The sequence below is a fragment of the Pseudomonas sp. BF-R-26 genome (assembly GCF_019947395.1).
Classification (GTDB): domain Bacteria; phylum Pseudomonadota; class Gammaproteobacteria; order Pseudomonadales; family Pseudomonadaceae; genus Aquipseudomonas; species Aquipseudomonas farris.
In genome coordinates, this window is the sequence record NZ_JAGYGK010000012.1 from 133,901 (window position 1) to 153,503 (window position 19,603).

Below are 19,603 nucleotides of genomic sequence, written 5' to 3' on the forward strand. Positions count from 1 at the left end.
GAACAACCCATGAGCCTACTGACACGCCTCCTGGCGCGCGGCACTGTCGTGCTCGCCAACTCGGCCACCAAGCTTCAATCGCTGCAAATGCGCCTCACCGCTGGCGAAGTGAACGACGACATGGAGCACTTCGAACCCTACGGTTTCACCAGCAATCCGCTGGCCGGCGCCGAAGGTATCGCCACCTTTCTGGGCGGTGATCGCTCCCACGCCATCGTGCTGGTGGTCGCCGACCGTCGCTATCGCCTCCAGTCCCTGGCCGCTGGCGAAGTGGCGATCTACACCGACGAAGGCGACAAAATTCACTTCAAGCGCGGGCGGATCATCGACATCGAAACCGCCACCCTGAACATCCGCGCCAGCAGCGCCGTGAACATCGACACACCGACCCTGACCCAGACCGGCAAGATCGTCTCCCAAGGCGATCAGATTGCCGGCGGCATCAGCCAGATCAAACACGTGCATGTCGGCGTTCAAGCAGGCAATGGCCAGACCGGCGTACCGGCAGGAGGGCAATGATGTTGATCAGCCAAAACCTGCATGCCGCACTGACCCGCTCAGTGCTGATCAGCCTGTTCACCTGGCGCCGCGCCGCCGATGACGATGCCCTCGATGACGAAGAACGTTTCGGCTGGTGGGGCGACACCTTTCCTACGGTGGCCGACGACCGCATCGGTTCGCGACTGTGGCTGCTGCGTCGGGTCAAGTTGACCCGACAAACCCAGATGGACGCCGAATTCTATGCCCGCGAAGCCCTGCAATGGCTGATCGACGACGGCCATTGCAGCGCCATCGACATCATCAGCGAACGCCTCGACGCCCAGCGCCTGAACCTGCGCACGGTCCTGACCCTGGCCGATGGCGAGCGCCTGGACATCAACCCTGATAACAGTTGGCAGGTGATCTATGCCGTTTGAAACCCCTTCGCTGCCGGTGCTGATCAAGCGCACCCAAAGCGACCTGGCCAGCGATTCGCTGCGCCAGTCCGATGCGCAAGTGCTCGCCCGCACCCTCGGTGGCGCCGCCTATGGCTTGTATGGCTACCTGGACTGGATCGCCGAGCAGATCCTCCCGGACAAGGCCGATGAGTCGACCCTGGAACGGATCGCCGCACTGCGTCTGAACCAGCCGCGCAAACCCGCACAGGCGGCCAGCGGCAGCGTCAGCTTTACCGCCAGCGCCGGTGCCGTGCTGGACCTCGACACTTTGCTGCAATCGAGCGACGGTCGCGCCTACAAAGTGACCGCCGCACGCACCACCAGCAATGGCCTCAACACCACCACCATCGCCGCGCTCGAGGCCGGCAGCCTGGGTAATGCCGAGGCCGGTCTGGCGTTGATTCCAGTGCAACCGATTGCGGGTATCGTCGGCAATAGCTTTACCGTGTTGACGCCAGGGCTCAGCGGCGGTGTAGCGCGGGAAAGCCTGGAGTCGCTGCGTGCGCGGGTGATCCGCTCCTACCGCATCATCCCCCACGGCGGTTCGGCGCAAGACTATGAAACCTGGGCCCTGGAGTGCCCCGGCGTGACCCGCGCCTGGTGTCGTGGCGGTTTGTTGGGGCCGGGAACGGTCAGCCTGTTCATCATGCGTGACGACGACCCGCAACCGGTGCCGAACGACGAACAACTGGCCGAAGTCCAGGCCTACATCGAGCCCCTGCGCCCAGTCACCGCCGAGGTGCATGTGCAGCGGCCGGTTCAGGTGCCGGTGGTCTATCACCTGACGCTGACCCCCGACACCACCGCCATACGCGCCGCCGTTGAAGCGCAGCTGCGAGACCTGCATAACCGTGAAGCCGACCTCGGCCAGAAGTTGTTGATCAGTCACATCCGTGAAGCGATCAGCAGCACCAGCGGCGAAAACGACCATGTACTTACCTCGCCTGTCGCTGATGTCGAAACCGAGCGCAATGAGCTGCTGACCTTCGGAGGTTGCGTATGGGGGGCATAAGAACCGCCGCGCAATACCATGCCCAACTGCGCAGCCTGCTGCCCACCGGCCCGGCCTGGGACCCTGAACGGGTGCCGGAACTCGAAGAAGTCCTCGAAGGCGTCGCCCAGGAACTGGCCCGCCTCGACGCCCGCGCCGCCGACCTGCTCAACGAAATGGACCCTGCCGGCGTCAGTGAACTGGTGCCGGACTGGGAGCGGGTGATGAACCTGCCCGACCCGTGCCTCGGCGCTACGCCACTGTTCGATGACCGCCGCCTCGCGGTACGTCGTCGCTTGCTCGCGGTCGGCAGCCAGGCCGTCGGCTACTACCTCGAAATCGCCAAAAGCCAGGGCTACCCGAACGCCACCATCACCGAACTGGAAGCCCCGCGCATGGGGCGCTCGCGTTTCGGTGCTGCGCACTGGGGCACGTGGGAAGCGCAGTTCATGTGGACGCTCAATACAGGCGGGCGATTATTGCTGGGACGACGTTTTGGCGCCAGTTACTGGGGCGAGCGGTTTGGCGTGAACCCGGGCTCGGCACTGGAATGCCTGATCCACCGCAGCGCACCGGCGCATACCAAGGTGCACATCAATTATGACTAGGGAGTAGAGGGATGGATTATCCGAAAAGTGTGCCCAGCGCCGGGTTGGTGAATGGGAAGTTTGTGGATGAGAACCCGTTGACCGGGACGCCGGGATCGTTGATTCCGGCGGACTGGGGGAATGGGGTGACGCAGGAAATTGTGAACGTCATCAAGGCCGGGGATCTGACCCCGGATGAGACGAAGTACGATCAGTTGCTGCAAGCAATTCAGAGCGTGTCCGCCAAGGGCTGGAATCTGGATTCGGCATTGCCAATCGGCTCGCTGCCGACGGCTACGGTGGCAACGGCGGACGGGCGTTTGTCGGTGACCCCGGCGGCAGTTTCGACCAGCGGCGGCCGGGTGTCGATTCCGGCTGGGGTATTGGTCAGCATTGGCCAGGAAGTCGTCGCGGGGCAGTTGGGCAGGGCGCGGACGTTTACCACCCAAGCGTGGAGCAGTGATTTGTTGTCGACCTCCAGTTACTTTCTGCGGGCGCAGGTGATTGGTGGTGCGCTGACGTTCTACATGCAACGAGGAACAATCTATGACGTCGCGCCCGAAGGTTTGAAGGGCACTGTCAATGGCGGGGCGGGAGGCGGTTTTCAGTCCACGCCGCTGGACATCTGCATTGCCTGGGTGATGACGGCTGCGCCGGGTTCCGTGCCGGTCATCAGGCCGATCTACAACCGTAACCGGTTGGCGTGGACGCAAACCGTCAACGGCAACGGTGTGGTTTACCTGCCTCTGGATCCTCATGCCCGGGCGGCACGTCTGGTGGTGGGGAACCCGACGCCTTCGGCGACTGAGATCTCCGGCGTGTCGTTTGCGCCAACAGGTTGGGTTGGCGGTAACTATTGCTTTCTCTCTCCGGCGCTGACCACAAGCTCCAATCACGATGGTGGTTGGACGAACCCGATGCCGTGCGTGATCTTTACCAATAACTTTGTCAACGACGCCACGGTCACGACTCTGACCGCCAGTTTCGACCATTCGCAATTGCGCTCGTTGTGGCAGTCCTACCAGGCCGAACACATGCTCGGTTCGACCAGCGCCGTCAGCGATGAATTGCTGTTCAGTATGGGGATCAAAAACCACCCCGTGTCTGATTACGCCACTGGAATCGCAGTCAACTTCTCGGCGGCAGTCAATGTCAGTCTTTCTTGGGAGTTGATTCGATGAACGTTATTCAAGAGCTGCATCAGTTCGAGGACGGACTACGTCCCGCACAGCCTTCTGCCGCCCATGATTGGGACAGTGAAAAATGGGTGCTGGACGCCGTGAAAGTCGCCCAGCTGGAACAACAGGAAACCGAACGCCTGTGCGCCAAAGTCGATGCCGCGGCAGACAAAGCACGCACTGCTCTGGCCGGTGATCCACTCAAAGCCATGGAGTACGCCCAGGCCGCCGTCGACGCCCAAGCCTATAAGGACGCGGGCTACCCGAAAAAAGACGTACCGCTGGCCGTCTCCGCATGGGTCGTCAAAGGCCGAACGGCCAAACAAGCGGCCGAACAGATCCTGAACAAAGCCGCGCAGCTGAGCGACAACTTACTGACCCTGCGCACATTGCGCCTCAAGGCCAAAACGCAAATCCGCGTGCACGCCGCCAAGGGCAATATCAATCTGGCCCGTAGCGTCGGCGATGAGGCCTTGATGGCCATTCGAGAACTCGCCAGCGACCTGGCTGACTAGGCGAAAGCCATTCAATTCCCCTGTGCAGGCCCACGTACCCGTGGGCTTTTTTTCTTGAAAAGAACCGTGGGCGCGATTGCACCGCTAACCGCGTAAACACGGACCATTTGTTATTTCAGAGGAACGATAGACGTATGGATTATCCAATAAGCGTCCCCAGCATCGGGCTGGTCAATGGCCGGTTTGTCGATGAAAACCCGGTGGCCGGGACGCCGGGATCGTTGATTCCGGCTGTCTGGGGCAACAGCGTCACCCAGGAAATTTTGAGTGTTATTGCCGGGAGCGGAATGACGCCATCCGAGCTGGATGACAGCCAACTGTTAAAGGCTATCCAGGCAATTATCAGCAAGACCAGTCCAATGCGTTCGATCATCACTCCGATAAGCGCATCGAAAGCGCTGGTTGCCGAGGAGCTGGGCATGGTTCAGATTGATGCCAGTACCGCTGCAGTCACCATCAGCCTGCCGCCAGCAAACGCCGGATTGGGTATTCGTGACGTTATCGTTCGACGTGTGGATAACAGCGGCAATCGTTTGGTTGTTCAATGTTCGGGTGCTGACCTTATCAAGTTCCACACTCATCTGAACGCAAGCGGCTATCCGTTTCTGGTGTTGATGGGGGCGGGCGATTGGTGGCACCTGCGCAGCGATGCAGTGGGTAATTGGTGGCCTATAGGGCGCCTGGACGGCACAACGCTAGGCCGGGCTGTTTTTGAGACCACCTTGACGGTGTTGCCGGGTGGCTATGGTGCGCTCAACGGATCTCTGCTCAATCGGGCCGAATGGCCATGGCTTTGGGATCACGCACAGCAATCAGGCATGTTGCGCACTGAAGCTGATCGCGGTGGAGCGTGGACACCAGGAGACGGTTCAAAGACCTTTCGAACGCCAGAGGCGCGTGGTGAATTCCTTCGTGTACTAGCTGAGGGTGGATTGGTCGATACCGGACGCGCACCGGGGTCGTGGCAAAAAGGCTCGTTAGTGCAGGGGGACAACGGTGTCGCGGACAATATTCTGTTTGCGTCACATATCAATAGTCAAAAGGCTCAACTGGGTCTTGATACGGGGAATTACACCGATTACGCCGGTGCAACCGTCAAATACATCACATCTCCCCCGCCCATTTTGCAAATTTCCGACGGTGACTTGATTAATCACGGCGGTGTCACGCGCCCTCGAAATATTGCCTATCCCGGTCGTATTAAATTTATCTGAGGTGTCCATGTTTAATTACCTGATTGATAGCTCGGGTGTGTTGTCGGGGCCCGTTAAGTTTCAAGTAACGCCGGGGCTTGGCGTTCAAGTGCCCAGTAATGCTGTTGAACTTTCATTCGAATTGCCACCGCCGGAAAATGGTCGTGTATGGGCGGTACTGAACAATGTTCCGCGTGAGGTTGTTGACCGTCGCGGTGTGGTTTACCGAAAGGAAAGTGGTGCGCAACAGGTCTGGAGTGAACTGGGAGAGTTAACGGACACCCTGACCACCGAACCATGGCCCGGAGAGGGCTACGCTTGGATCGATAACACTTGGAAATTTGACGAGGTGGCTCGCCTATCCGCTATCAAGTCCGAAGTCCTGAAAAAACGCGACTCCTTGCTTCGTGACGCCGTACTGCGCATTGCGCCCCTCCAATACGCCGAAGACATCGGCGATGCCAGCCATGAAGAGCAACTGCAATTGCTGGAGTGGAAACTCTACAGCGTGGAGTTGAATCGCATCGAACAACAGGCCGGTTTCCCTAGTGAAATCACCTGGCCTGTTGTGCCTGACTCGGTGGAAAAGGCCTGAGTTCTACACAAGGAAAAGTACAATGGACTATCCAAAAAGTGTACCCAGCACCGGATTGGTTGATGGGAAGTTTGTTGATGAAGACCCTGTAATGGGTACGCCTGGATCTTTGATTCCGGCAAGTTGGGGTAATGGAATTACCCAAGAATTATTAAGTGTTATCCAGGCCGCTGGGATAACCCCTGCGGAAGGGCTCCATAACCAGCTTCTCGCAGCATTGCGGGGCAGTGGTCTGTTTGTCACAGCCCCACAATTCGACAATGACAATAGCGTCGCAACGACTGCATTTGTAAACCGTAGCGGTCTGCAGTTCTCTGGCTTCGCATCCTATGCCGACAGTGCGGTACTGACAGTGTCCAACATTGGCGGTGTCAGCAGTTTCTCCAGCAATACACCGATTACCGCGACACTGCCTGCCACCGCTGGTATTGCCCATGCGTCCACAATGAACATCGTCAATGCCGGGGCAGGTGCCCTGACGGTCTCGGCAGCGCCGGGCCCGGACACCGTCAAAGCTTCAAACGGTGTGGTCGGTTCCATTGTTCTCGGGGTGGGGGAAACCGCTGAGTTTCTCAAACTGGAGAATCAATGGCGGTTGGTGGGCGGCACCGTCAGTTTGAAATATGCCTCGTTGTTCTCCGGCATGAACGGCAACCCCGGTTACCAGAAGTACTCCAGCGGCAATATTGATCAATGGGGTTACGGTACGACGGATGCTAACGGAGAGGTTTTTGTCACCTTTCCGATTTCGTTTCCAACCGCCTTTGTTTCTGTCGTTGCCACTCATGTTGGCGGTGACGGGGCGATGGTCATCATGCTGGCCGGTACTGCCACGAAACAGAGTTGCCGATTGAAGGTTCGGGACATGGGCGGTTCTGTCAGGGCCGGATGGGGTGTCACCTATTTTGCCAAGGGGTATTGAATGAACGCCTTCAATGTTTTGTTTAGCGCAAGTACCTGTGGTGTTTATGTACCAGGAATCAATGCGTCGGATATCCCTTCCGATGTCATAGAAATCCCCCAGGCTTATTGGATTTCGTTACTCCAACAGTTGGCTGTAACCCCGAAAATGATTTCGGTGCGAGCCGATAACGGCTATCCCGTTCTTACGGATACACCACCTCTTGCGCCGGAGGAAGTCGCGAAGGCCGAGCGTCTTTGGCGTGATAGCCAGCTATTGGCGACGGACAGCATGGTCGCCCGCGACAGGGACGAACTGGAGGACGGCGGCGGTACGACATTGACCACCGAGCAATACGCCGAATTGCAGGCTTATCGCCGTGCACTTCGGGATTGGCCGCAAGGGTCATTCTTTCCTTTCAGCGAGCATCGACCCAGTGCGCCACTTTGGCTGGCTGGATATCTTTGACACGCAGGACCTGTACAGGGACGACCCTTTTTGGGAGCTATATGACCGTTACGCAGCAACAACTACAGATCGTTATGCCCAACGCCCGCACCCAAGCGGGCGTTTTCATTTGCGCCCTGAACACCGCCATGTCACACCGCAACATCAACACCCCCAAACGCATTGCCGCCTTCCTCGCGCAAGTCGGTCACGAATCGGGGCAGTTGCAGTACGTACGTGAACTGGGCGGCACTCAATACCTGAGTAAATACGACACCGGCATCCTGGCCACCCGTTTGGGCAACACTCCAGAACCCGACGGTGACGGTCAAAAATACCGTGGCCGTGGCCTGATCCAGATCACCGGCCGCAACAACTACTGTCAATGCAGTCTCGGCCTGTTCGGCGATGAACGTCTGCTGTCTCTGCCTGAACTGTTGGAGCAGCCCCAATGGGCGGCCGAATCAGCGGCATGGTTCTGGGAACAGAACGGCTTGAATGAATTGGCCGACCGCGACCAGTTCAACAGCATCACCCGCCGTATCAACGGTGGGTTGAACGGCTTGCAGGATCGTCTGGAACTCTGGGCGCGGGCGAGGGCGGTGCTATGCCAGCCTTCGGTCTGATCGGCTGGCGACTGATCGGTCTGCTGGTGCTGGCCGGTTGTTCGGCGGCATTGGCCTGGCAGTTTCAGGATTGGCGCTACGGCCGGCAACTGGCGGAGCAGGCCAGGCTGCACGCCGAGATCCTTAATCAACTGACTCTGGCCGCCGCCACCCAGCAGCAGGCCGAGCAGGACAAACGCCAGGCCCTGGGGCAACGGCTGTCGGCCAGTGAACAAACCCATTATCGAGCGCTTAGCGATGCCGAACGTGATCAAGGTCGCCTGCGCGATCGTCTTGCCACTGCTGATGTGCGCTTGTCAGTCCTCCTCGATACCAATGACGCTGCCTCAACCGGTGCAGTGCCAGCCGCCTCCGGCACCGGCGGGGTGGATCATGGCGCCCCGCGAGCCCGACTTGACCCGGCGCATGCTCAACGAATTATCGCCATCACCAACGCAGGCGATAGCGGACTGATTGCCCTGCAGGCGTGTCAGGCCTATGTCAGAGCCCTCGTTCGCTAACATTTTGATCGATCCTGAACCTTGCAAGCGTGATCGGCTCGTGTACGGTAGGCCTCATTCCGCTCGATCAGGAGAGAGCCGTGAAAGATATCACCCAGCTGGCCGCTGAACTTGGCAGACGCTTGCAGGTTCTCAATGCCCACGTCACCACCGCCGAATCCTGTACCGGTGGCGGGATTGCCGAGGCGATCACCCGTATTCCGGGGAGTTCGGCGTGGTTCGAGGCCGGTTATGTCACGTACTCCAACCGCCAGAAAACCCAGCAACTGGATGTCCCGGCCGAGTTGTTTCCGACCGTCGGGGCGGTCAGTCGCGAGGTGGTCGAGGCCATGGTCCGCGGCGCGCAGGAAAAAAGCCGGGCGCGTTTTGCCGTGGCGGTCAGCGGTGTGGCAGGGCCGGATGGCGGTTCGCCGAGCAAGCCTGTGGGCACGGTGTGGCTGGCCTGGGGCGTCGGTGAGCAGGTGTTCAGCGAGGTGCAGTACTTTCCCGGTAACCGTGACGAGGTCCGCCGACAAACGGTGAAGGCCGCGCTAGAGGGGCTGCTGCGGCATGCCGCTGGAGAAATCTCAAATCAGGGGTAGGCGATCCTGAAACGCTGTGGAATAATACTGGCTACTTATACAGGTGTTGGCCGTCAGGCCTTATTGATTACGTGAGGACTTTAATGGACGACAACAAGAAGAAAGCCTTGGCTGCGGCCCTGGGTCAGATCGAACGTCAATTCGGCAAGGGTGCCGTAATGCGTATGGGCGATCAGGACCGTCAGGCGATCCCGGCTATTTCCACTGGCTCTCTGGGTCTGGACATCGCGCTCGGCATTGGCGGTCTGCCAAAAGGCCGTATCGTTGAGATCTACGGTCCTGAATCCTCCGGTAAAACCACCCTGACACTGTCGGTGATCGCCCAGGCTCAAAAAGCCGGCGCGACCTGCGCATTCGTCGATGCCGAACACGCCCTCGACCCTGAGTACGCCGGCAAACTGGGCGTCAACGTCGACGACCTGCTGGTTTCCCAGCCGGATACCGGTGAACAGGCCTTGGAAATCACCGACATGCTGGTGCGTTCCAACGCGGTAGACGTGATCATCGTCGACTCCGTGGCCGCTCTGGTGCCAAAGGCTGAAATCGAAGGCGAAATGGGCGACATGCACGTGGGCCTGCAAGCCCGTCTGATGTCCCAGGCGCTGCGTAAAATCACCGGTAACATCAAGAACGCCAACTGCCTGGTGATCTTCATCAACCAGATCCGTATGAAAATCGGCGTGATGTTCGGCAGCCCGGAAACCACTACTGGTGGTAACGCGCTGAAGTTCTACGCATCGGTTCGTCTGGACATCCGTCGTACTGGCGCGGTGAAAGAAGGTGATGAAGTCGTCGGTAGCGAAACCCGCGTCAAAGTCGTGAAGAACAAGGTGGCTTCGCCGTTCCGTCAGGCCGAGTTCCAGATTCTTTACGGCAAGGGCATCTACCTCAACGGTGAGATGATCGACCTGGGTGTTCTGCACGGTTTCGTCGAGAAATCCGGTGCATGGTATGCCTACGAAGGCACCAAGATCGGTCAGGGCAAGGCCAACTCGGCCAAGTTCCTGGCGGACAACCCGGAGATCGCCGCGAAACTTGAGAAGCAACTGCGCGACAAGCTGTTGACTCCAGCGCCGGACGTCAAAGCATCGCCAGTCAAAGAGACGGCTGATGACCTGGCTGACGCTGATATCTGATTGATCCGATGACCGCCGTACTCGATACACTCGTCGCGGTGCGGCGAACCGCAATGGACCTGCTCGCGCGACGCGAGCACGGTCGAGTCGAGCTGACGCGTAAACTGCGTCAGCGCGGCGCCCTCCCTGAAATGATCGACACAGCACTCGACCGCTTGACGGAAGAGGGCCTGTTGTCCGAGTCCCGTTACCTCGAGAGCTTTGTTTCCTACCGTGCCCGTTCCGGTTATGGCCCTTTGCGAATTCGCGAAGAGTTGAGCCAGCGCGGCCTGCAACGTACTGACATCGAACTCGCCTTGCGCGAGAGCGGTATCAACTGGCAGGAACAACTGGAAGACACCTGGCGGCGCAAGTTTGCTGGGCATTTACCGATAGACGCCCGGGAACGTGCCAAACAGGGCAGGTTCCTGAGTTATCGGGGATATTCCATGGAAATGATCAGCCGCTTGTTCAGCGGCCGAGGGATGGACGATTGAATGAACGGCTCGCTATTTCGATAGCGGGCCGTTTTTTTTGCCTCACGTTACCTTGGACGGTTCCCGTGTGCGTTGTTGCGCCTGGGGTTTGGACTGGGCCCAGTTTTCCGGCAGGTTGATGTAATCCACTAGCTCCCGCAGACGGCCATGATCACGGGCGTTGAAGGTGAAGGCCAGTCGCGCCAGATGGCTGAACTGTGCTTCGTCGTGCTCCTCACCGCTGTAGGCGTGCTGATGGAAATGGTCGCTCAGGCACAGGTCGGCGAATGCCTCCTGCATGTGTTCGAGTGCCCGATCGCTGAGTTTGTGGTTCATGCGAATCACGAACTGATGCTTGAGCCAGCGGCTGGAGTGGAAGTTGCTGTAGAACTGATTGATCTGCTCCACGGCCTCTTCGGCGCTGTAGACCAGACTCAACAGCTTCATGTCGGTTGGCAGGATGTAACGATTTTCCTCCAGTTGATGGTGAATGAAGTCCAGCGCGCCTTGCCAGAACTTGCCGCCCGGCGCATCCAGTAGCACCACGGGCACCAATGGGCTTTTGCCGGTCTGGATCAGGGTCAGCACTTCCAGCGCTTCATCCAGCGTACCGAAACCGCCTGGGCACAGGACCAGCGCATCGGCTTCCTTGACGAAGAACAGCTTGCGGGTAAAGAAAAAGTGGAAGGGCAGTAGATTCCCGGTGCCATTGACCGTGGGATTGGCATGCTGCTCGAAGGGCAGGGTGATGTTGAATCCCAAGCTGTGTTCCAGGCCGGCACCTTCATGGGCCGCCGCCATGATGCCGCCACCGGCACCGGTGATGACCATCATGTCCGAGCGCGCCAGAGCGGCGCCAAGTTCTCGGGCCAAACCATACAGTGGGTGTTCTATCGGCGTGCGGGCCGAGCCGAAAACAGTGACTTTGCGTCGTCCCTTGAACTGCTCCATCACACGGAAGGCATGCTCGAGTTCGCGCAAGGCTTGCAGGGTGATCTTGGCATTCCAGCGGTTGTGATCTTCCTGGGCCATGCGCAGCACAGTCAGGATCATGTCGCGGTAAATCGGGATGTTGGGGCTGTTGGGTGAAACCAGGTTGAGTTGTTCTTCGACCTTGCTGGTGAGGTCGTGGCCGCTTTCTTGAAAATGACGGCTCAGGAGGTCATTCGGTTGGTAAGGCATTCAACTTCTCCTTCTGCACAGAACCCTTGGCCCGACAAAACAATCGTCGGCGCCGCGACACCCCTTGTGTCGCTGTCTGCCCAAGCCCTTGCCTGGGCGCTCCACTTGACTCGGTTGCAATCGAGCCATCCATACGGGCTCTGCTTATCCCTTGAATGAAAGAAACGTTTGCACAATAAGACACGCAATGGGCAGCCCCTTTTCTGCCCTGAATAAAATCAACATGAACACTTTGAATTTAGACCCTCGCAACGATTTTTGCTGCTTGATCATTGCGCCGCAAAGTCTTTCCTGGCAACCGCTTATTGACGATTTGCAAGGTGCTTTCACCGCTCGTCTGAACGCAAGCCGTATGTCCTGCGCTCTGATTTACTAAGTTACAGGCGTGACACGACAACTTTGCGTCAATGGCAGGACGCAACGTTTTAGCAATTCAGGGATTTATTGCGTGATCAACGACGATCACTGCGTGCAGGGAGGCGGTAAACCATGCCCAGAGTCACTCTGGAAATCGATGCGCAACTGTATCGATTGCTGAAATTATCAGCCGAGACTAATCATTTGAGTCTCGAAGAGGAGTGCTGCCGACGTCTGGAGGGCGGGGAGCGACGTTCGCGCTACTTGCAGGCGCTGTTGGCAGAACTGCGCGCCGAGGATGAACAGCGGCGCGCCAATTCCCGTTGATTACTTTTTCTTGGCCGGTGTGGCTTTCGGGCAATCCGATTCCTGGAAGCTTGCGGAGCCGACCGGGCGGTTGGATTTCACTTCGGTGAAGTCGTAACGCATGATCGCGCCCTTGGCCATCAGCTTGCGGAACCCCTCGTTTCTGCAGACGGAGGCGCCAAGCTGGAAGTACACGGCTTTCGGATCGGCGCGCATCTTGTCGGCGTGGCTGCTCTGAACACTCAGGTGGTTGATCAGCTGATTGCCTTCGACGGTGTAACCCTGATCCTGAATGTCTTCGTTGATCGCCCGTGGCGTGCCGACACTGCTTTGTACGGCGACGTTTCGCAGCTCTCTGTTCAGATTCTGCTCACTCAAGGACGCAGCCTGAGCGTTGAAGCACGACGCCAGCAAAACGGCAGCGGTGGGAACGATAAGGCGCAGCATGAAACTCTCCTGGTTCAGTGACTGGTGGTTCGACCAGTCACGTGACTGTGCGTTCAGTGGCGGCGAATTATAGGGGAGCGCGCCTGGACGGTACAGGCTTGCGCCGCCCGCTCTGGTAAACTGCTGGCCTTTATTGCCTTGCCGAGTGCCGTTTGTGTCGAGTTTTCCTGTCTGCGGGTGTTGCCCACGATGAACCACGCTCCCAACGCCGTAGCCCGCTTGCGTGATCAGCGAGAGGAAGAGGGCATCAAGCCGATTCAGGCTCGTGGCTGGCGAGCAACCCGTTGCCGTGCCTGCCGTGTGATCGAGAGCCACTGCCTATGCGCCTGGCGCCCGCAGGTCGACACCCGTAGCGGCGTGTGCCTGATCATGACCAATAAAGAAGTGTTCAAACCAAGCAACACCGGTTGGCTGATTGCCGATGTGGTGCGCGACAACCATGCATTCATCTGGTCGCGCACGGAAGTCGATGAACAACTGCTGGCGCTGTTGGCCGACCCACAATGGCAACCGTACCTGGTGTTTCCGGGCGAATACGTCGAGCCCGAGCGAGTTACCCACAGTGTCGAGGTCGATGGCACCAAGCGCCCACTGTTCATTCTGCTGGACGCCACCTGGACCGAAGCCCGGAAGATTTTCCGTAAAAGCCCCTATTTTGATGCGTTCCCGATTCTGAGCCTGCTTCCTGAGAAGCTTTCACGGTACCGATTGCGCAGGTCCACTCGCAGCGAGCACCTGTGCACGGCCGAAGTAGCGGCGCTGTGCCTCGATCTTGCCGGTGATACAGACGCTGCCTCGGCACTGGACGCTTATTTTGATGTGTTCAGCCAGCATTACCTGGACGCTAAACATCAGCTGGATATGAATGTTGCAACACCGGCCCACGCCGAGCTGATGCCCTTTGTGCAGCACGCGGCGCCCGTCATCTGCTGAGCATCGCCCATACTGCAAAGTACCAGGCTCGCTAGCGGGGGCCACGCAACTTGACCACCCCGGCTTCGCTGGGCATGCTTGGCGCCGATTAGGGCGCGGCCAAGGTTTGAAACGCTGCTTTTTTTTACGTAATTGGCGTTGAACGTGCCCTGTTGGTGCTGCTGCGTGGCTGCACCTCGAGTTGTTTTGGCGAGGCCTGAAATGCATCAGGCGTCCCATAAAAAAACAGGATCATTTGAAAAATGGCCACATACGAAATCCTGATTGCCGATGACCACCCTCTTTTTCGTAGCGCCCTGCATCAAGCGTTGACCCTGGGCCTGGGCCCGGATGTCCGTCTGGTGGAAGTGGCGAGCATTGCCGAGCTGGAAACCCGTCTGGACGAAAAGGCTGACTGGGATCTGGTATTGCTGGACCTGAACATGCCGGGGGCTTACGGTTTTTCCGGGTTGGTGCTGTTGCGTGGGCAGTACCCGCAGATTCCGGTGGTGATGGTGTCGGCTCAGGAAGAAGCGTCGATCATGGTGAAATCCCGTGAATTCGGCGCCAGTGGTTTCATTCCCAAGTCCAGTGATTTGAGCGTCATTCAGAAAGCCGTACGCGCGGTGCTCGATGGCGACGTTTTCTGGCCACCCCAGGCCTTCGAAGCGGTCAGCGTTTCCGCCGAAGCCAAGGCTGCCAGCGAAGGCCTTGCCAGCCTGACACCTCAGCAGTTCCGTGTGTTGACCATGGTCTGTGAAGGTTTGCTGAACAAGCAGATTGCTTACGAGTTGAGCGTTTCCGAGGCGACGATCAAGGCCCACGTTACGGCAATTTTCCGTAAGCTGAATGTGCGAACCCGGACTCAGGCAGCGCTGCTCTTGCAACAACTTGAGTCAATTTCGAGCCACTAAGGTGCTGCGTGTTCACGCTTTTTTGACTTTGCTTAATCTAGCTTTCCCACTCCTTTTTGGTCAGTTGCCTACTTTATGTCACCTTTCAAAGGCCAGACCGGCCTCAAACGCATCCTCAACGCCTCTGGTTACTCCCTGGACGGCCTGCGCGCGGCCTTCACCGGCGAAGCGGCCTTCCGGCAATTGGTATTGCTCAACGCCATCCTGATTCCGCTGTCGTTCTTCCTGAACGTCAGCCGCGTCGAGCAGGCGCTACTGATTGCGGTCTGCCTGTTGGCCTTGATCGTCGAGTTGCTCAATTCGGCGGTGGAAGCGGCCATCGACCGCATTTCCCTTGAGTTGCATCCCCTGTCCAAGAACGCCAAGGACATGGGCAGCGCCGCTCAATTGGTGGCATTGAGCATGATTGCGCTGGTGTGGGCGGTGATTCTGCTTTAAGCGATGGTGGGCAGGACGATCTCGTCGCTGCGCTGAACCCCGGCGGTGAACGCGCGGCACAGTTCGAGGAATTCGCGCATCGCCGATGTCTGATATTTCTGCTTGTGCCAGATGAAATAGAACTGCCGCGCCAGGTCCAGATCCGGTGTTTCCACTGGCACCAGGCTGCCGCGGCGGAACGCATCGCGCAGCGCCAGGCGCGAAATGCAGCCTATCCCCAAACCTGATTCCACCGCGCGCTTGATCGCTTCGGTGTGTTCCAGCTCCAGGCGAATGTTCAGCGCGCTGCGATGGTGTCGCATGGCCTGGTCGAACGTCAGCCGTGTGCCCGAGCCTTGCTCGCGGAGAATCCACGCCTCATGACTCAGCTCCTCCACGGTAGCTATACCGCGTTTGGCCAGCGGATGTTGGGGCGCACAGAACACCACCAGCTCATCCTCGACCCAACTCTGCACTTCGATGTCCGGATGGCTGCAGTCGCCTTCGATTAGACCCAGATCAATTTCATAGTGCGCGACCTGTTGCACGATGTTGGCGGTGTTCTGCACATGCAGCTTCACCTGGCTTTCCGGATGACGCTGCATGAAGCTGCCGATCAGCAGGGTGGCGAGGTAATTGCCGATGGTCAGGGTCGCGCCGACCGCCAGGGAGCCGAAACCGGACTTGCCGTTGAGCAAGTCTTCGATCTCCTTGGCCTGATCGAGAAGGGCCACCGCCTGCGGCAACAGCTGTTTGCCGAGGGCGTTGAGGCTCAGCCGTTTGCCGGCGCGATCGAACAGCTGACAGCTGCACTGACGCTCTAGCTCGGTGATTGAGGTGCTCGCCGCCGATTGTGAGAGGTTGAGCGTCAATGCAGCACGGGATACGCTTTCCTGCTGGGCGACGGCGACGAATACTTGAAGTTGACGGAGAGTAAATCGCATATCGATATAACCGATAACCCTTATCTTAATAATCCAGTTAACAGATATTGTCGCTGCCATTAGAATGCGCTGCAATTGCGCACATCATCGGCGCAGGCAAATCTCCAGGAGTCCCACGTACATGAGCAACATGAACCACGAGCGTGTCCTCAGTGTTCACCACTGGAACGACACTCTGTTCAGCTTCAAGTGCACCCGCGATCCGGGCCTGCGCTTCGAGAACGGTCAGTTCGTGATGATCGGCCTGCAACAGCCCAACGGCCGCCCGCTTATGCGTGCTTACTCGATTGCCAGCCCGAACTGGGAAGAGCATCTCGAGTTCTTCAGCATCAAGGTGCCTGATGGCCCGTTGACTTCCCAGCTGCAGCATCTGAAGGAAGGCGACGAGATCATCATCAGCAAAAAGCCTACCGGCACCCTGGTGCTGGATGACTTGAAGCCTGGCAAACATTTGTACCTGCTCAGCACTGGTACCGGTCTGGCGCCATTCATGAGCGTCATCCAGGACCCGGAAACCTACGAGCGTTTCGAAAAAGTGATCCTGTGCCACGGCGTGCGTTACGTCAATGAAGTCGCTTACCGCGAGTTCATCACCGAGCACTTGCCGCAGAACGAGTTCTTCGGCGAGGCGCTGCGTGACAAGTTGATCTACTACCCGACCGTGACCCGCGAGCCGTTCGAGAACGAAGGGCGCCTGACCGACCTGATGCGCAGCGGCAAGCTGTTCAGCGACATCGGTCTGCCACCGATCAACCCGCAGGACGACCGCGCCATGCTGTGCGGTAGCCCGAGCATGCTCGACGAGACCAGCGAAGTGTTGAACAGCTTCGGCCTGAAAGTTTCGCCGCGGATGCGCGAGCCGGGTGATTACCTGATCGAGCGTGCGTTCGTCGAGAAGTAAGAAACCGCTGCACTGCTCTACCTGTGGGAGCGAGCCTGCTCGCGATAGCGGACTGTCAGTCAACGTCATCGTTGAATGTTACGCCGCCATCGCGAGCAGGCTCGCTCCCACATTGGTTTGGTGGTGACCATAAAAAAGCCCGCGTTGCCTTCAGAGGTAGCGCGGGCTTTTTCGTTTCTGGCGTTCAGACGTTTGCGGGAATGACTTCGAGGACGCGGATCAGGTCGGGCGTGGGGTAATGCCAGCGCACATCCACATCCCAGAACTGCGCGCCGTATTCCCTTTCCGGTGCAGGAATCTGATACGCCGGGCGTGGGTCTTGTGCCAGGCATTGCTCGATCAGCTCGACCAAGGGCTCATCAAGCCGCTGAGCGTGGCCATGAGCCTGTTGCAGCGCTGAGTCTGTCCACTGCACGGGAATCAACTGTGGCGGGGCGCTGGCGATGCTGTTGGACGCCGTGTCGATAATGTCGGCGTAGGGCACGTAAGGTTTGATGTCGAGAATCGGCGTGCCGTCGAGTAGGTCGATACCGGAGATCCACAGTCGATTGGCTTCGACCTTGTCCAGTTTGACCACTGATTGACCGATGCCATTGGGTCGATGCGTCGCCCGAGTGGCGAATACGCCCATGGATTTGTTACCGCCAAGGCGCGGAGGGCGGACTTTCAGGCGCGGCTTTTCTTCCAGGGCCTGATGGAACAGGAACAACAGCCATACATGGCTGACCTGCTCCAGTCCCTGCACCGCATCACCCTGATCGAACGGCGCCACCAGCTCCAGTACGCCTCGAGCGGCCGGGGCTAGCTGCGGCTGGCGTGGAATGGCGAACTTCTCCTTGAAGCAGGAGCGCACGAAGCCGATGGGGGAAACGCTGTAGGTCATGGTTTGGGGTCGAGGCGGAGTTGAGGCGGGCATGATAACCCGACGGGCCTCAAGTCTGGTGGTGGCAGAGCTGGCCTCATCGCGGGCAAGCCGCGCTCCCACAGGGTTCTCGAGCGAACACAGATGTTGTGTACGGCATAAAACCTGTGGGAGCGTGGCTTGCCCGCGATAGCCGCACCACCAATCTCAGAGACTGAACCCACCATCCAAAGGAATAATATTCCCAGTCATATACGCCCCGGCCGTACTCGCCAGACTGATCGCCAGCGCAGCCATCTCTTCCTCCCGCCCCCAGCGCTTCATCGGAATCAACGCCGTGTCCTCGGCCAGCGCCTGCTCATCATTCCCAATATGCTGAGTCATCTTGCTCGGGAACCGCCCCGGTGCAATCACGTTGACGTTGATGTGCTGGCTCACCAGCTCCCGCGCCAGAATCCGCGACAGTTGATGTAGGGCTGCTTTACTCGGGCCGTAGGCATACGCCTGTTCGCCGAAGGACGAAATCCCGGCCACCGAACCAATGTTGATGATCCGCGCCGGGTTCGCCGCCGAACCAGCCTTGCGCAGCAGCGGCAGAAATTGCTGAATGCAGTTGAACACCGAGGTCACGTTGAGCTGCATGACCTTTTCCCAGCCCTTGACCGGGTAACTCTCCAGCGGCGCGCCCCACGTGGTGCCAGCGTTGTTCACCAGAATATCCAGCTGACCGATCTGTTCAGTCAGGTGCGCAGCCAATTGCTCGACGCCTTCTTCATGGGCCAGGTTGGCAGCTACCGCGTGACAAACCCCGAAGGCACTCAGTTCCTTGGCAGTTTGCTGGCAGGCGTCGGCATCGCGGGCACACACGTACACAGTGGCGCCAGCCTCGACATAAGCCTTGGCGATCATTTTGCCGATACCACGGGTGCCGCCGGTCACCAGAGCGGTGCGGCCTTGCAGGGAAAAGTAGGGATGCATGGCGAATCCTGAGAGCTGAGGGTCAATACACCCTAGTCGTCAGCCGCCAGAAGCGGAGCCACTATTTTTGCGAGGAATGAGGGCTTATACGGCCTTGTAGGAGCTGTGTAGGAGCTGTCGAGTGACACGAGGCTGCGATCTTTTCTTGTCCACTTGAGTTCCAAGCGAAAGATCAAAAGATCGCAGCCTCGTTGCACTCGACAGCTCCTACAGAAGATCAGCTTCGCACGTTACTGCGGGCGAACGCGCAGGGTCAGGCCCTTGAGGAAATTGCGCAGCAACTGGTCGCCGCAGGTGCGGTAGTTGGTGTGACCGAACTTGCGGAACAGCGCGCTCAGCTCAGGCTTGGACACCGGGAACTCGGCAGCCTTGAGGATCGCGTGCATGTCGTCCTCTTTCAGTTCGAAGGCCACACGCAGCTTCTTCAGGATGATGTTGTTGGTCACCGGCACTTCGATTGGCTGCGGCGGACGGCTTTCGTCCTTGCCACGCTTGAAGATCACCAGGCCATCGAGGAAATGCGCCATGACCTCGTCCGGGCAGCGTACGAAGCCTTCCTCGTCTTCCTCTTTCTTGTCGAGGTACGTCAGCAGGTCTTCCAGGGACACGTCCATGCCGCCGATCTTGATGATTTCGATGACTTTCTTGTCGCTGATGTCGAGCATGTAGCGCACGCTGCGCAGTACGTCGTTATGAATCATGGTGTGCAGTCCTGATATTCAGCAGTGGGCGCCGCATAA

26 protein-coding genes are annotated in these 19,603 nt (G+C 58.6%); 20 read left to right on the forward strand and 6 right to left on the reverse strand.

Annotated features, from left to right (window positions below; all coding sequences use genetic code 11):
- Nucleotides 1–9 precede the first annotated feature (9 nt).
- From KGB18_RS19285 to recX, 15 genes are all read left to right on the forward strand, one after another.
- Nucleotides 10–519 carry a phage baseplate assembly protein V gene (locus tag KGB18_RS19285; protein WP_038979176.1) on the forward strand — a complete coding sequence of 170 codons (510 nt, stop codon included), beginning with the start codon at nucleotides 10–12 and terminating at the stop codon, nucleotides 517–519.
- Nucleotides 519–917, forward strand: a complete 399-nt coding sequence (locus KGB18_RS19290; RefSeq protein ID WP_123719829.1) for a phage GP46 family protein — start codon at nucleotides 519–521, stop codon at nucleotides 915–917. Before KGB18_RS19285 ends, KGB18_RS19290 begins: the two co-directional genes overlap by 1 nt.
- Nucleotides 907–1,950, forward strand: coding sequence for a baseplate J/gp47 family protein (locus KGB18_RS19295; RefSeq protein WP_123719828.1), 1,044 nt, complete (start codon nucleotides 907–909; stop codon nucleotides 1,948–1,950). The genes KGB18_RS19290 and KGB18_RS19295 overlap by 11 nt, the downstream gene beginning before the upstream one ends.
- The gene (locus KGB18_RS19300) at nucleotides 1,938–2,537 is read left to right on the forward strand and encodes a YmfQ family protein (protein ID WP_123719827.1); all 600 of its coding nucleotides are present in this window, start codon (nucleotides 1,938–1,940) and stop codon (nucleotides 2,535–2,537) included. Before KGB18_RS19295 ends, KGB18_RS19300 begins: the two co-directional genes overlap by 13 nt.
- 11 nt (nucleotides 2,538–2,548) lie before the next feature.
- The gene (locus KGB18_RS19305; RefSeq protein WP_123719826.1) at nucleotides 2,549–3,697 is read left to right on the forward strand and encodes a phage tail protein; all 1,149 of its coding nucleotides are present in this window, start codon (nucleotides 2,549–2,551) and stop codon (nucleotides 3,695–3,697) included.
- Nucleotides 3,694–4,209: a phage tail protein gene (locus tag KGB18_RS19310; RefSeq protein WP_123719825.1), complete on the forward strand. Its 516-nt coding sequence runs from the start codon at nucleotides 3,694–3,696 to the stop codon at nucleotides 4,207–4,209. Before KGB18_RS19305 ends, KGB18_RS19310 begins: the two co-directional genes overlap by 4 nt.
- A 134-nt stretch (nucleotides 4,210–4,343) precedes the next feature.
- Nucleotides 4,344–5,423 carry a phage tail protein gene (locus tag KGB18_RS19315; RefSeq protein WP_123719824.1) on the forward strand — a complete coding sequence of 360 codons (1,080 nt, stop codon included), beginning with the start codon at nucleotides 4,344–4,346 and terminating at the stop codon, nucleotides 5,421–5,423.
- 7 nt (nucleotides 5,424–5,430) lie between these two features.
- Nucleotides 5,431–5,997, forward strand: a complete 567-nt coding sequence (locus KGB18_RS19320; protein WP_123719823.1) for a tail fiber assembly protein — start codon at nucleotides 5,431–5,433, stop codon at nucleotides 5,995–5,997.
- Between the two features lie 22 nt (nucleotides 5,998–6,019).
- Complete coding sequence (locus KGB18_RS19325; RefSeq protein WP_123719822.1) at nucleotides 6,020–6,919, forward strand: gp53-like domain-containing protein; 900 nt, start codon at nucleotides 6,020–6,022, stop codon at nucleotides 6,917–6,919.
- On the forward strand, nucleotides 6,920–7,366 hold the full coding sequence (locus KGB18_RS19330; RefSeq protein ID WP_123719821.1) for a phage tail assembly chaperone: 447 nt from the start codon (nucleotides 6,920–6,922) through the stop codon (nucleotides 7,364–7,366).
- A gap of 41 nt (nucleotides 7,367–7,407) precedes the next feature.
- Complete coding sequence (locus KGB18_RS19335) at nucleotides 7,408–7,971, forward strand: glycoside hydrolase family 19 protein (protein WP_123719820.1); 564 nt, start codon at nucleotides 7,408–7,410, stop codon at nucleotides 7,969–7,971.
- The gene (locus KGB18_RS19340; RefSeq protein ID WP_123719819.1) at nucleotides 7,953–8,471 is read left to right on the forward strand and encodes a lysis system i-spanin subunit Rz; all 519 of its coding nucleotides are present in this window, start codon (nucleotides 7,953–7,955) and stop codon (nucleotides 8,469–8,471) included. Before KGB18_RS19335 ends, KGB18_RS19340 begins: the two co-directional genes overlap by 19 nt.
- Before the next feature lie 80 nt (nucleotides 8,472–8,551).
- Complete coding sequence (locus tag KGB18_RS19345) at nucleotides 8,552–9,052, forward strand: CinA family protein (protein ID WP_007907266.1); 501 nt, start codon at nucleotides 8,552–8,554, stop codon at nucleotides 9,050–9,052.
- Nucleotides 9,053–9,135: 83 nt separating this feature from the next.
- The gene (gene recA, locus KGB18_RS19350; protein ID WP_007907270.1) at nucleotides 9,136–10,188 is read left to right on the forward strand and encodes a recombinase RecA; all 1,053 of its coding nucleotides are present in this window, start codon (nucleotides 9,136–9,138) and stop codon (nucleotides 10,186–10,188) included.
- Between the two features lie 8 nt (nucleotides 10,189–10,196).
- Nucleotides 10,197–10,664: a recombination regulator RecX gene (gene recX / locus KGB18_RS19355; RefSeq protein ID WP_048393833.1), complete on the forward strand. Its 468-nt coding sequence runs from the start codon at nucleotides 10,197–10,199 to the stop codon at nucleotides 10,662–10,664.
- Nucleotides 10,665–10,706: 42 nt separating this feature from the next.
- Here recX and KGB18_RS19360 read toward each other — a convergent pair whose 3' ends face one another.
- Nucleotides 10,707–11,825, reverse strand: a complete 1,119-nt coding sequence (locus KGB18_RS19360) for a TIGR00730 family Rossman fold protein (RefSeq protein ID WP_123719818.1) — start codon at nucleotides 11,823–11,825, stop codon at nucleotides 10,707–10,709.
- Nucleotides 11,826–12,314: 489 nt separating this feature from the next.
- Between KGB18_RS19360 and KGB18_RS19365 the strand changes: the two genes are divergently transcribed.
- Nucleotides 12,315–12,509, forward strand: coding sequence for a hypothetical protein (locus KGB18_RS19365; RefSeq protein ID WP_007907277.1), 195 nt, complete (start codon nucleotides 12,315–12,317; stop codon nucleotides 12,507–12,509).
- On the opposite strand, the gene KGB18_RS19370 is transcribed toward KGB18_RS19365, so the two are convergent.
- On the reverse strand, nucleotides 12,510–12,935 hold the full coding sequence (locus KGB18_RS19370; protein WP_123719816.1) for a PA3611 family quorum-sensing-regulated virulence factor: 426 nt from the start codon (nucleotides 12,933–12,935) through the stop codon (nucleotides 12,510–12,512). It lies immediately after the preceding gene.
- 189 nt (nucleotides 12,936–13,124) lie between these two features.
- Between KGB18_RS19370 and KGB18_RS19375 the strand changes: the two genes are divergently transcribed.
- From KGB18_RS19375 to KGB18_RS19385, 3 genes are all read left to right on the forward strand, one after another.
- On the forward strand, nucleotides 13,125–13,868 hold the full coding sequence (locus KGB18_RS19375) for a tRNA-uridine aminocarboxypropyltransferase (RefSeq protein WP_123719815.1): 744 nt from the start codon (nucleotides 13,125–13,127) through the stop codon (nucleotides 13,866–13,868).
- Between the two features lie 242 nt (nucleotides 13,869–14,110).
- Nucleotides 14,111–14,761, forward strand: coding sequence for a response regulator transcription factor ErdR (gene erdR / locus KGB18_RS19380; RefSeq protein ID WP_052966391.1), 651 nt, complete (start codon nucleotides 14,111–14,113; stop codon nucleotides 14,759–14,761).
- 75 nt (nucleotides 14,762–14,836) lie between these two features.
- The gene (locus tag KGB18_RS19385) at nucleotides 14,837–15,199 is read left to right on the forward strand and encodes a diacylglycerol kinase (protein WP_019580981.1); all 363 of its coding nucleotides are present in this window, start codon (nucleotides 14,837–14,839) and stop codon (nucleotides 15,197–15,199) included.
- Here the strand turns inward: KGB18_RS19385 and KGB18_RS19390 are convergent.
- Nucleotides 15,196–16,122 (reverse strand): LysR family transcriptional regulator, encoded by a 927-nt coding sequence (locus KGB18_RS19390; protein ID WP_052966392.1) that lies wholly within the window; start codon nucleotides 16,120–16,122, stop codon nucleotides 15,196–15,198. The two genes, KGB18_RS19385 and KGB18_RS19390, sit on opposite strands and share 4 nt — an antisense overlap.
- 121 nt (nucleotides 16,123–16,243) lie before the next feature.
- On the opposite strand from KGB18_RS19390, the gene fpr reads away from it, so the two are divergent.
- Nucleotides 16,244–17,023 carry a ferredoxin-NADP reductase gene (fpr, locus tag KGB18_RS19395; protein ID WP_003443014.1) on the forward strand — a complete coding sequence of 260 codons (780 nt, stop codon included), beginning with the start codon at nucleotides 16,244–16,246 and terminating at the stop codon, nucleotides 17,021–17,023.
- A gap of 184 nt (nucleotides 17,024–17,207) precedes the next feature.
- Here the strand turns inward: fpr and tsaA are convergent, their stop codons facing one another.
- The 3 genes from tsaA to KGB18_RS19410 form a co-directional block, all read right to left on the reverse strand.
- Nucleotides 17,208–17,906: a tRNA (N6-threonylcarbamoyladenosine(37)-N6)-methyltransferase TrmO gene (gene tsaA / locus KGB18_RS19400; RefSeq protein WP_123719813.1), complete on the reverse strand. Its 699-nt coding sequence runs from the start codon at nucleotides 17,904–17,906 to the stop codon at nucleotides 17,208–17,210.
- Between the two features lie 186 nt (nucleotides 17,907–18,092).
- Nucleotides 18,093–18,863 (reverse strand): SDR family oxidoreductase, encoded by a 771-nt coding sequence (locus KGB18_RS19405; RefSeq protein ID WP_123719812.1) that lies wholly within the window; start codon nucleotides 18,861–18,863, stop codon nucleotides 18,093–18,095.
- A 230-nt stretch (nucleotides 18,864–19,093) separates the two neighbouring features.
- A complete protein-coding gene (locus tag KGB18_RS19410; protein WP_123719811.1) occupies nucleotides 19,094–19,564 on the reverse strand; it encodes a DUF1456 family protein in 471 nt (156 codons plus the stop codon).
- Nucleotides 19,565–19,603 lie beyond the last annotated feature (39 nt).

Bases quoted from the DNA above. Each gene is read 5' to 3' on its own strand.
- KGB18_RS19285 (WP_038979176.1), top strand. From the start codon at position 10: ATGAGCCTACTGACACGCCTCCTGGCGCGCGGCACTGTCGTGCTCGCC.
- KGB18_RS19290 (WP_123719829.1), top strand. From the start codon at position 519: ATGTTGATCAGCCAAAACCTGCATGCCGCACTGACCCGCTCAGTGCTG.
- KGB18_RS19295 (WP_123719828.1), top strand. From the start codon at position 907: ATGCCGTTTGAAACCCCTTCGCTGCCGGTGCTGATCAAGCGCACCCAA.
- KGB18_RS19300 (WP_123719827.1), top strand. From the start codon at position 1,938: ATGGGGGGCATAAGAACCGCCGCGCAATACCATGCCCAACTGCGCAGC.
- KGB18_RS19305 (WP_123719826.1), top strand. From the start codon at position 2,549: ATGGATTATCCGAAAAGTGTGCCCAGCGCCGGGTTGGTGAATGGGAAG.
- KGB18_RS19310 (WP_123719825.1), top strand. From the start codon at position 3,694: ATGAACGTTATTCAAGAGCTGCATCAGTTCGAGGACGGACTACGTCCC.
- KGB18_RS19315 (WP_123719824.1), top strand. From the start codon at position 4,344: ATGGATTATCCAATAAGCGTCCCCAGCATCGGGCTGGTCAATGGCCGG.
- KGB18_RS19320 (WP_123719823.1), top strand. From the start codon at position 5,431: ATGTTTAATTACCTGATTGATAGCTCGGGTGTGTTGTCGGGGCCCGTT.
- KGB18_RS19325 (WP_123719822.1), top strand. From the start codon at position 6,020: ATGGACTATCCAAAAAGTGTACCCAGCACCGGATTGGTTGATGGGAAG.
- KGB18_RS19330 (WP_123719821.1), top strand. From the start codon at position 6,920: ATGAACGCCTTCAATGTTTTGTTTAGCGCAAGTACCTGTGGTGTTTAT.
- KGB18_RS19335 (WP_123719820.1), top strand. From the start codon at position 7,408: ATGACCGTTACGCAGCAACAACTACAGATCGTTATGCCCAACGCCCGC.
- KGB18_RS19340 (WP_123719819.1), top strand. From the start codon at position 7,953: ATGCCAGCCTTCGGTCTGATCGGCTGGCGACTGATCGGTCTGCTGGTG.
- recA (WP_007907270.1), top strand. From the start codon at position 9,136: ATGGACGACAACAAGAAGAAAGCCTTGGCTGCGGCCCTGGGTCAGATC.
- recX (WP_048393833.1), top strand. From the start codon at position 10,197: ATGACCGCCGTACTCGATACACTCGTCGCGGTGCGGCGAACCGCAATG.
- KGB18_RS19360 (WP_123719818.1), bottom strand. From the start codon at position 11,825: ATGCCTTACCAACCGAATGACCTCCTGAGCCGTCATTTTCAAGAAAGC.
- KGB18_RS19365 (WP_007907277.1), top strand. From the start codon at position 12,315: ATGCCCAGAGTCACTCTGGAAATCGATGCGCAACTGTATCGATTGCTG.
- KGB18_RS19370 (WP_123719816.1), bottom strand. From the start codon at position 12,935: ATGCTGCGCCTTATCGTTCCCACCGCTGCCGTTTTGCTGGCGTCGTGC.
- KGB18_RS19375 (WP_123719815.1), top strand. From the start codon at position 13,125: ATGAACCACGCTCCCAACGCCGTAGCCCGCTTGCGTGATCAGCGAGAG.
- erdR (WP_052966391.1), top strand. From the start codon at position 14,111: ATGGCCACATACGAAATCCTGATTGCCGATGACCACCCTCTTTTTCGT.
- KGB18_RS19385 (WP_019580981.1), top strand. From the start codon at position 14,837: ATGTCACCTTTCAAAGGCCAGACCGGCCTCAAACGCATCCTCAACGCC.
- KGB18_RS19390 (WP_052966392.1), bottom strand. From the start codon at position 16,122: ATGCGATTTACTCTCCGTCAACTTCAAGTATTCGTCGCCGTCGCCCAG.
- fpr (WP_003443014.1), top strand. From the start codon at position 16,244: ATGAGCAACATGAACCACGAGCGTGTCCTCAGTGTTCACCACTGGAAC.
- tsaA (WP_123719813.1), bottom strand. From the start codon at position 17,906: ATGACCTACAGCGTTTCCCCCATCGGCTTCGTGCGCTCCTGCTTCAAG.
- KGB18_RS19405 (WP_123719812.1), bottom strand. From the start codon at position 18,863: ATGCATCCCTACTTTTCCCTGCAAGGCCGCACCGCTCTGGTGACCGGC.
- KGB18_RS19410 (WP_123719811.1), bottom strand. From the start codon at position 19,564: ATGATTCATAACGACGTACTGCGCAGCGTGCGCTACATGCTCGACATC.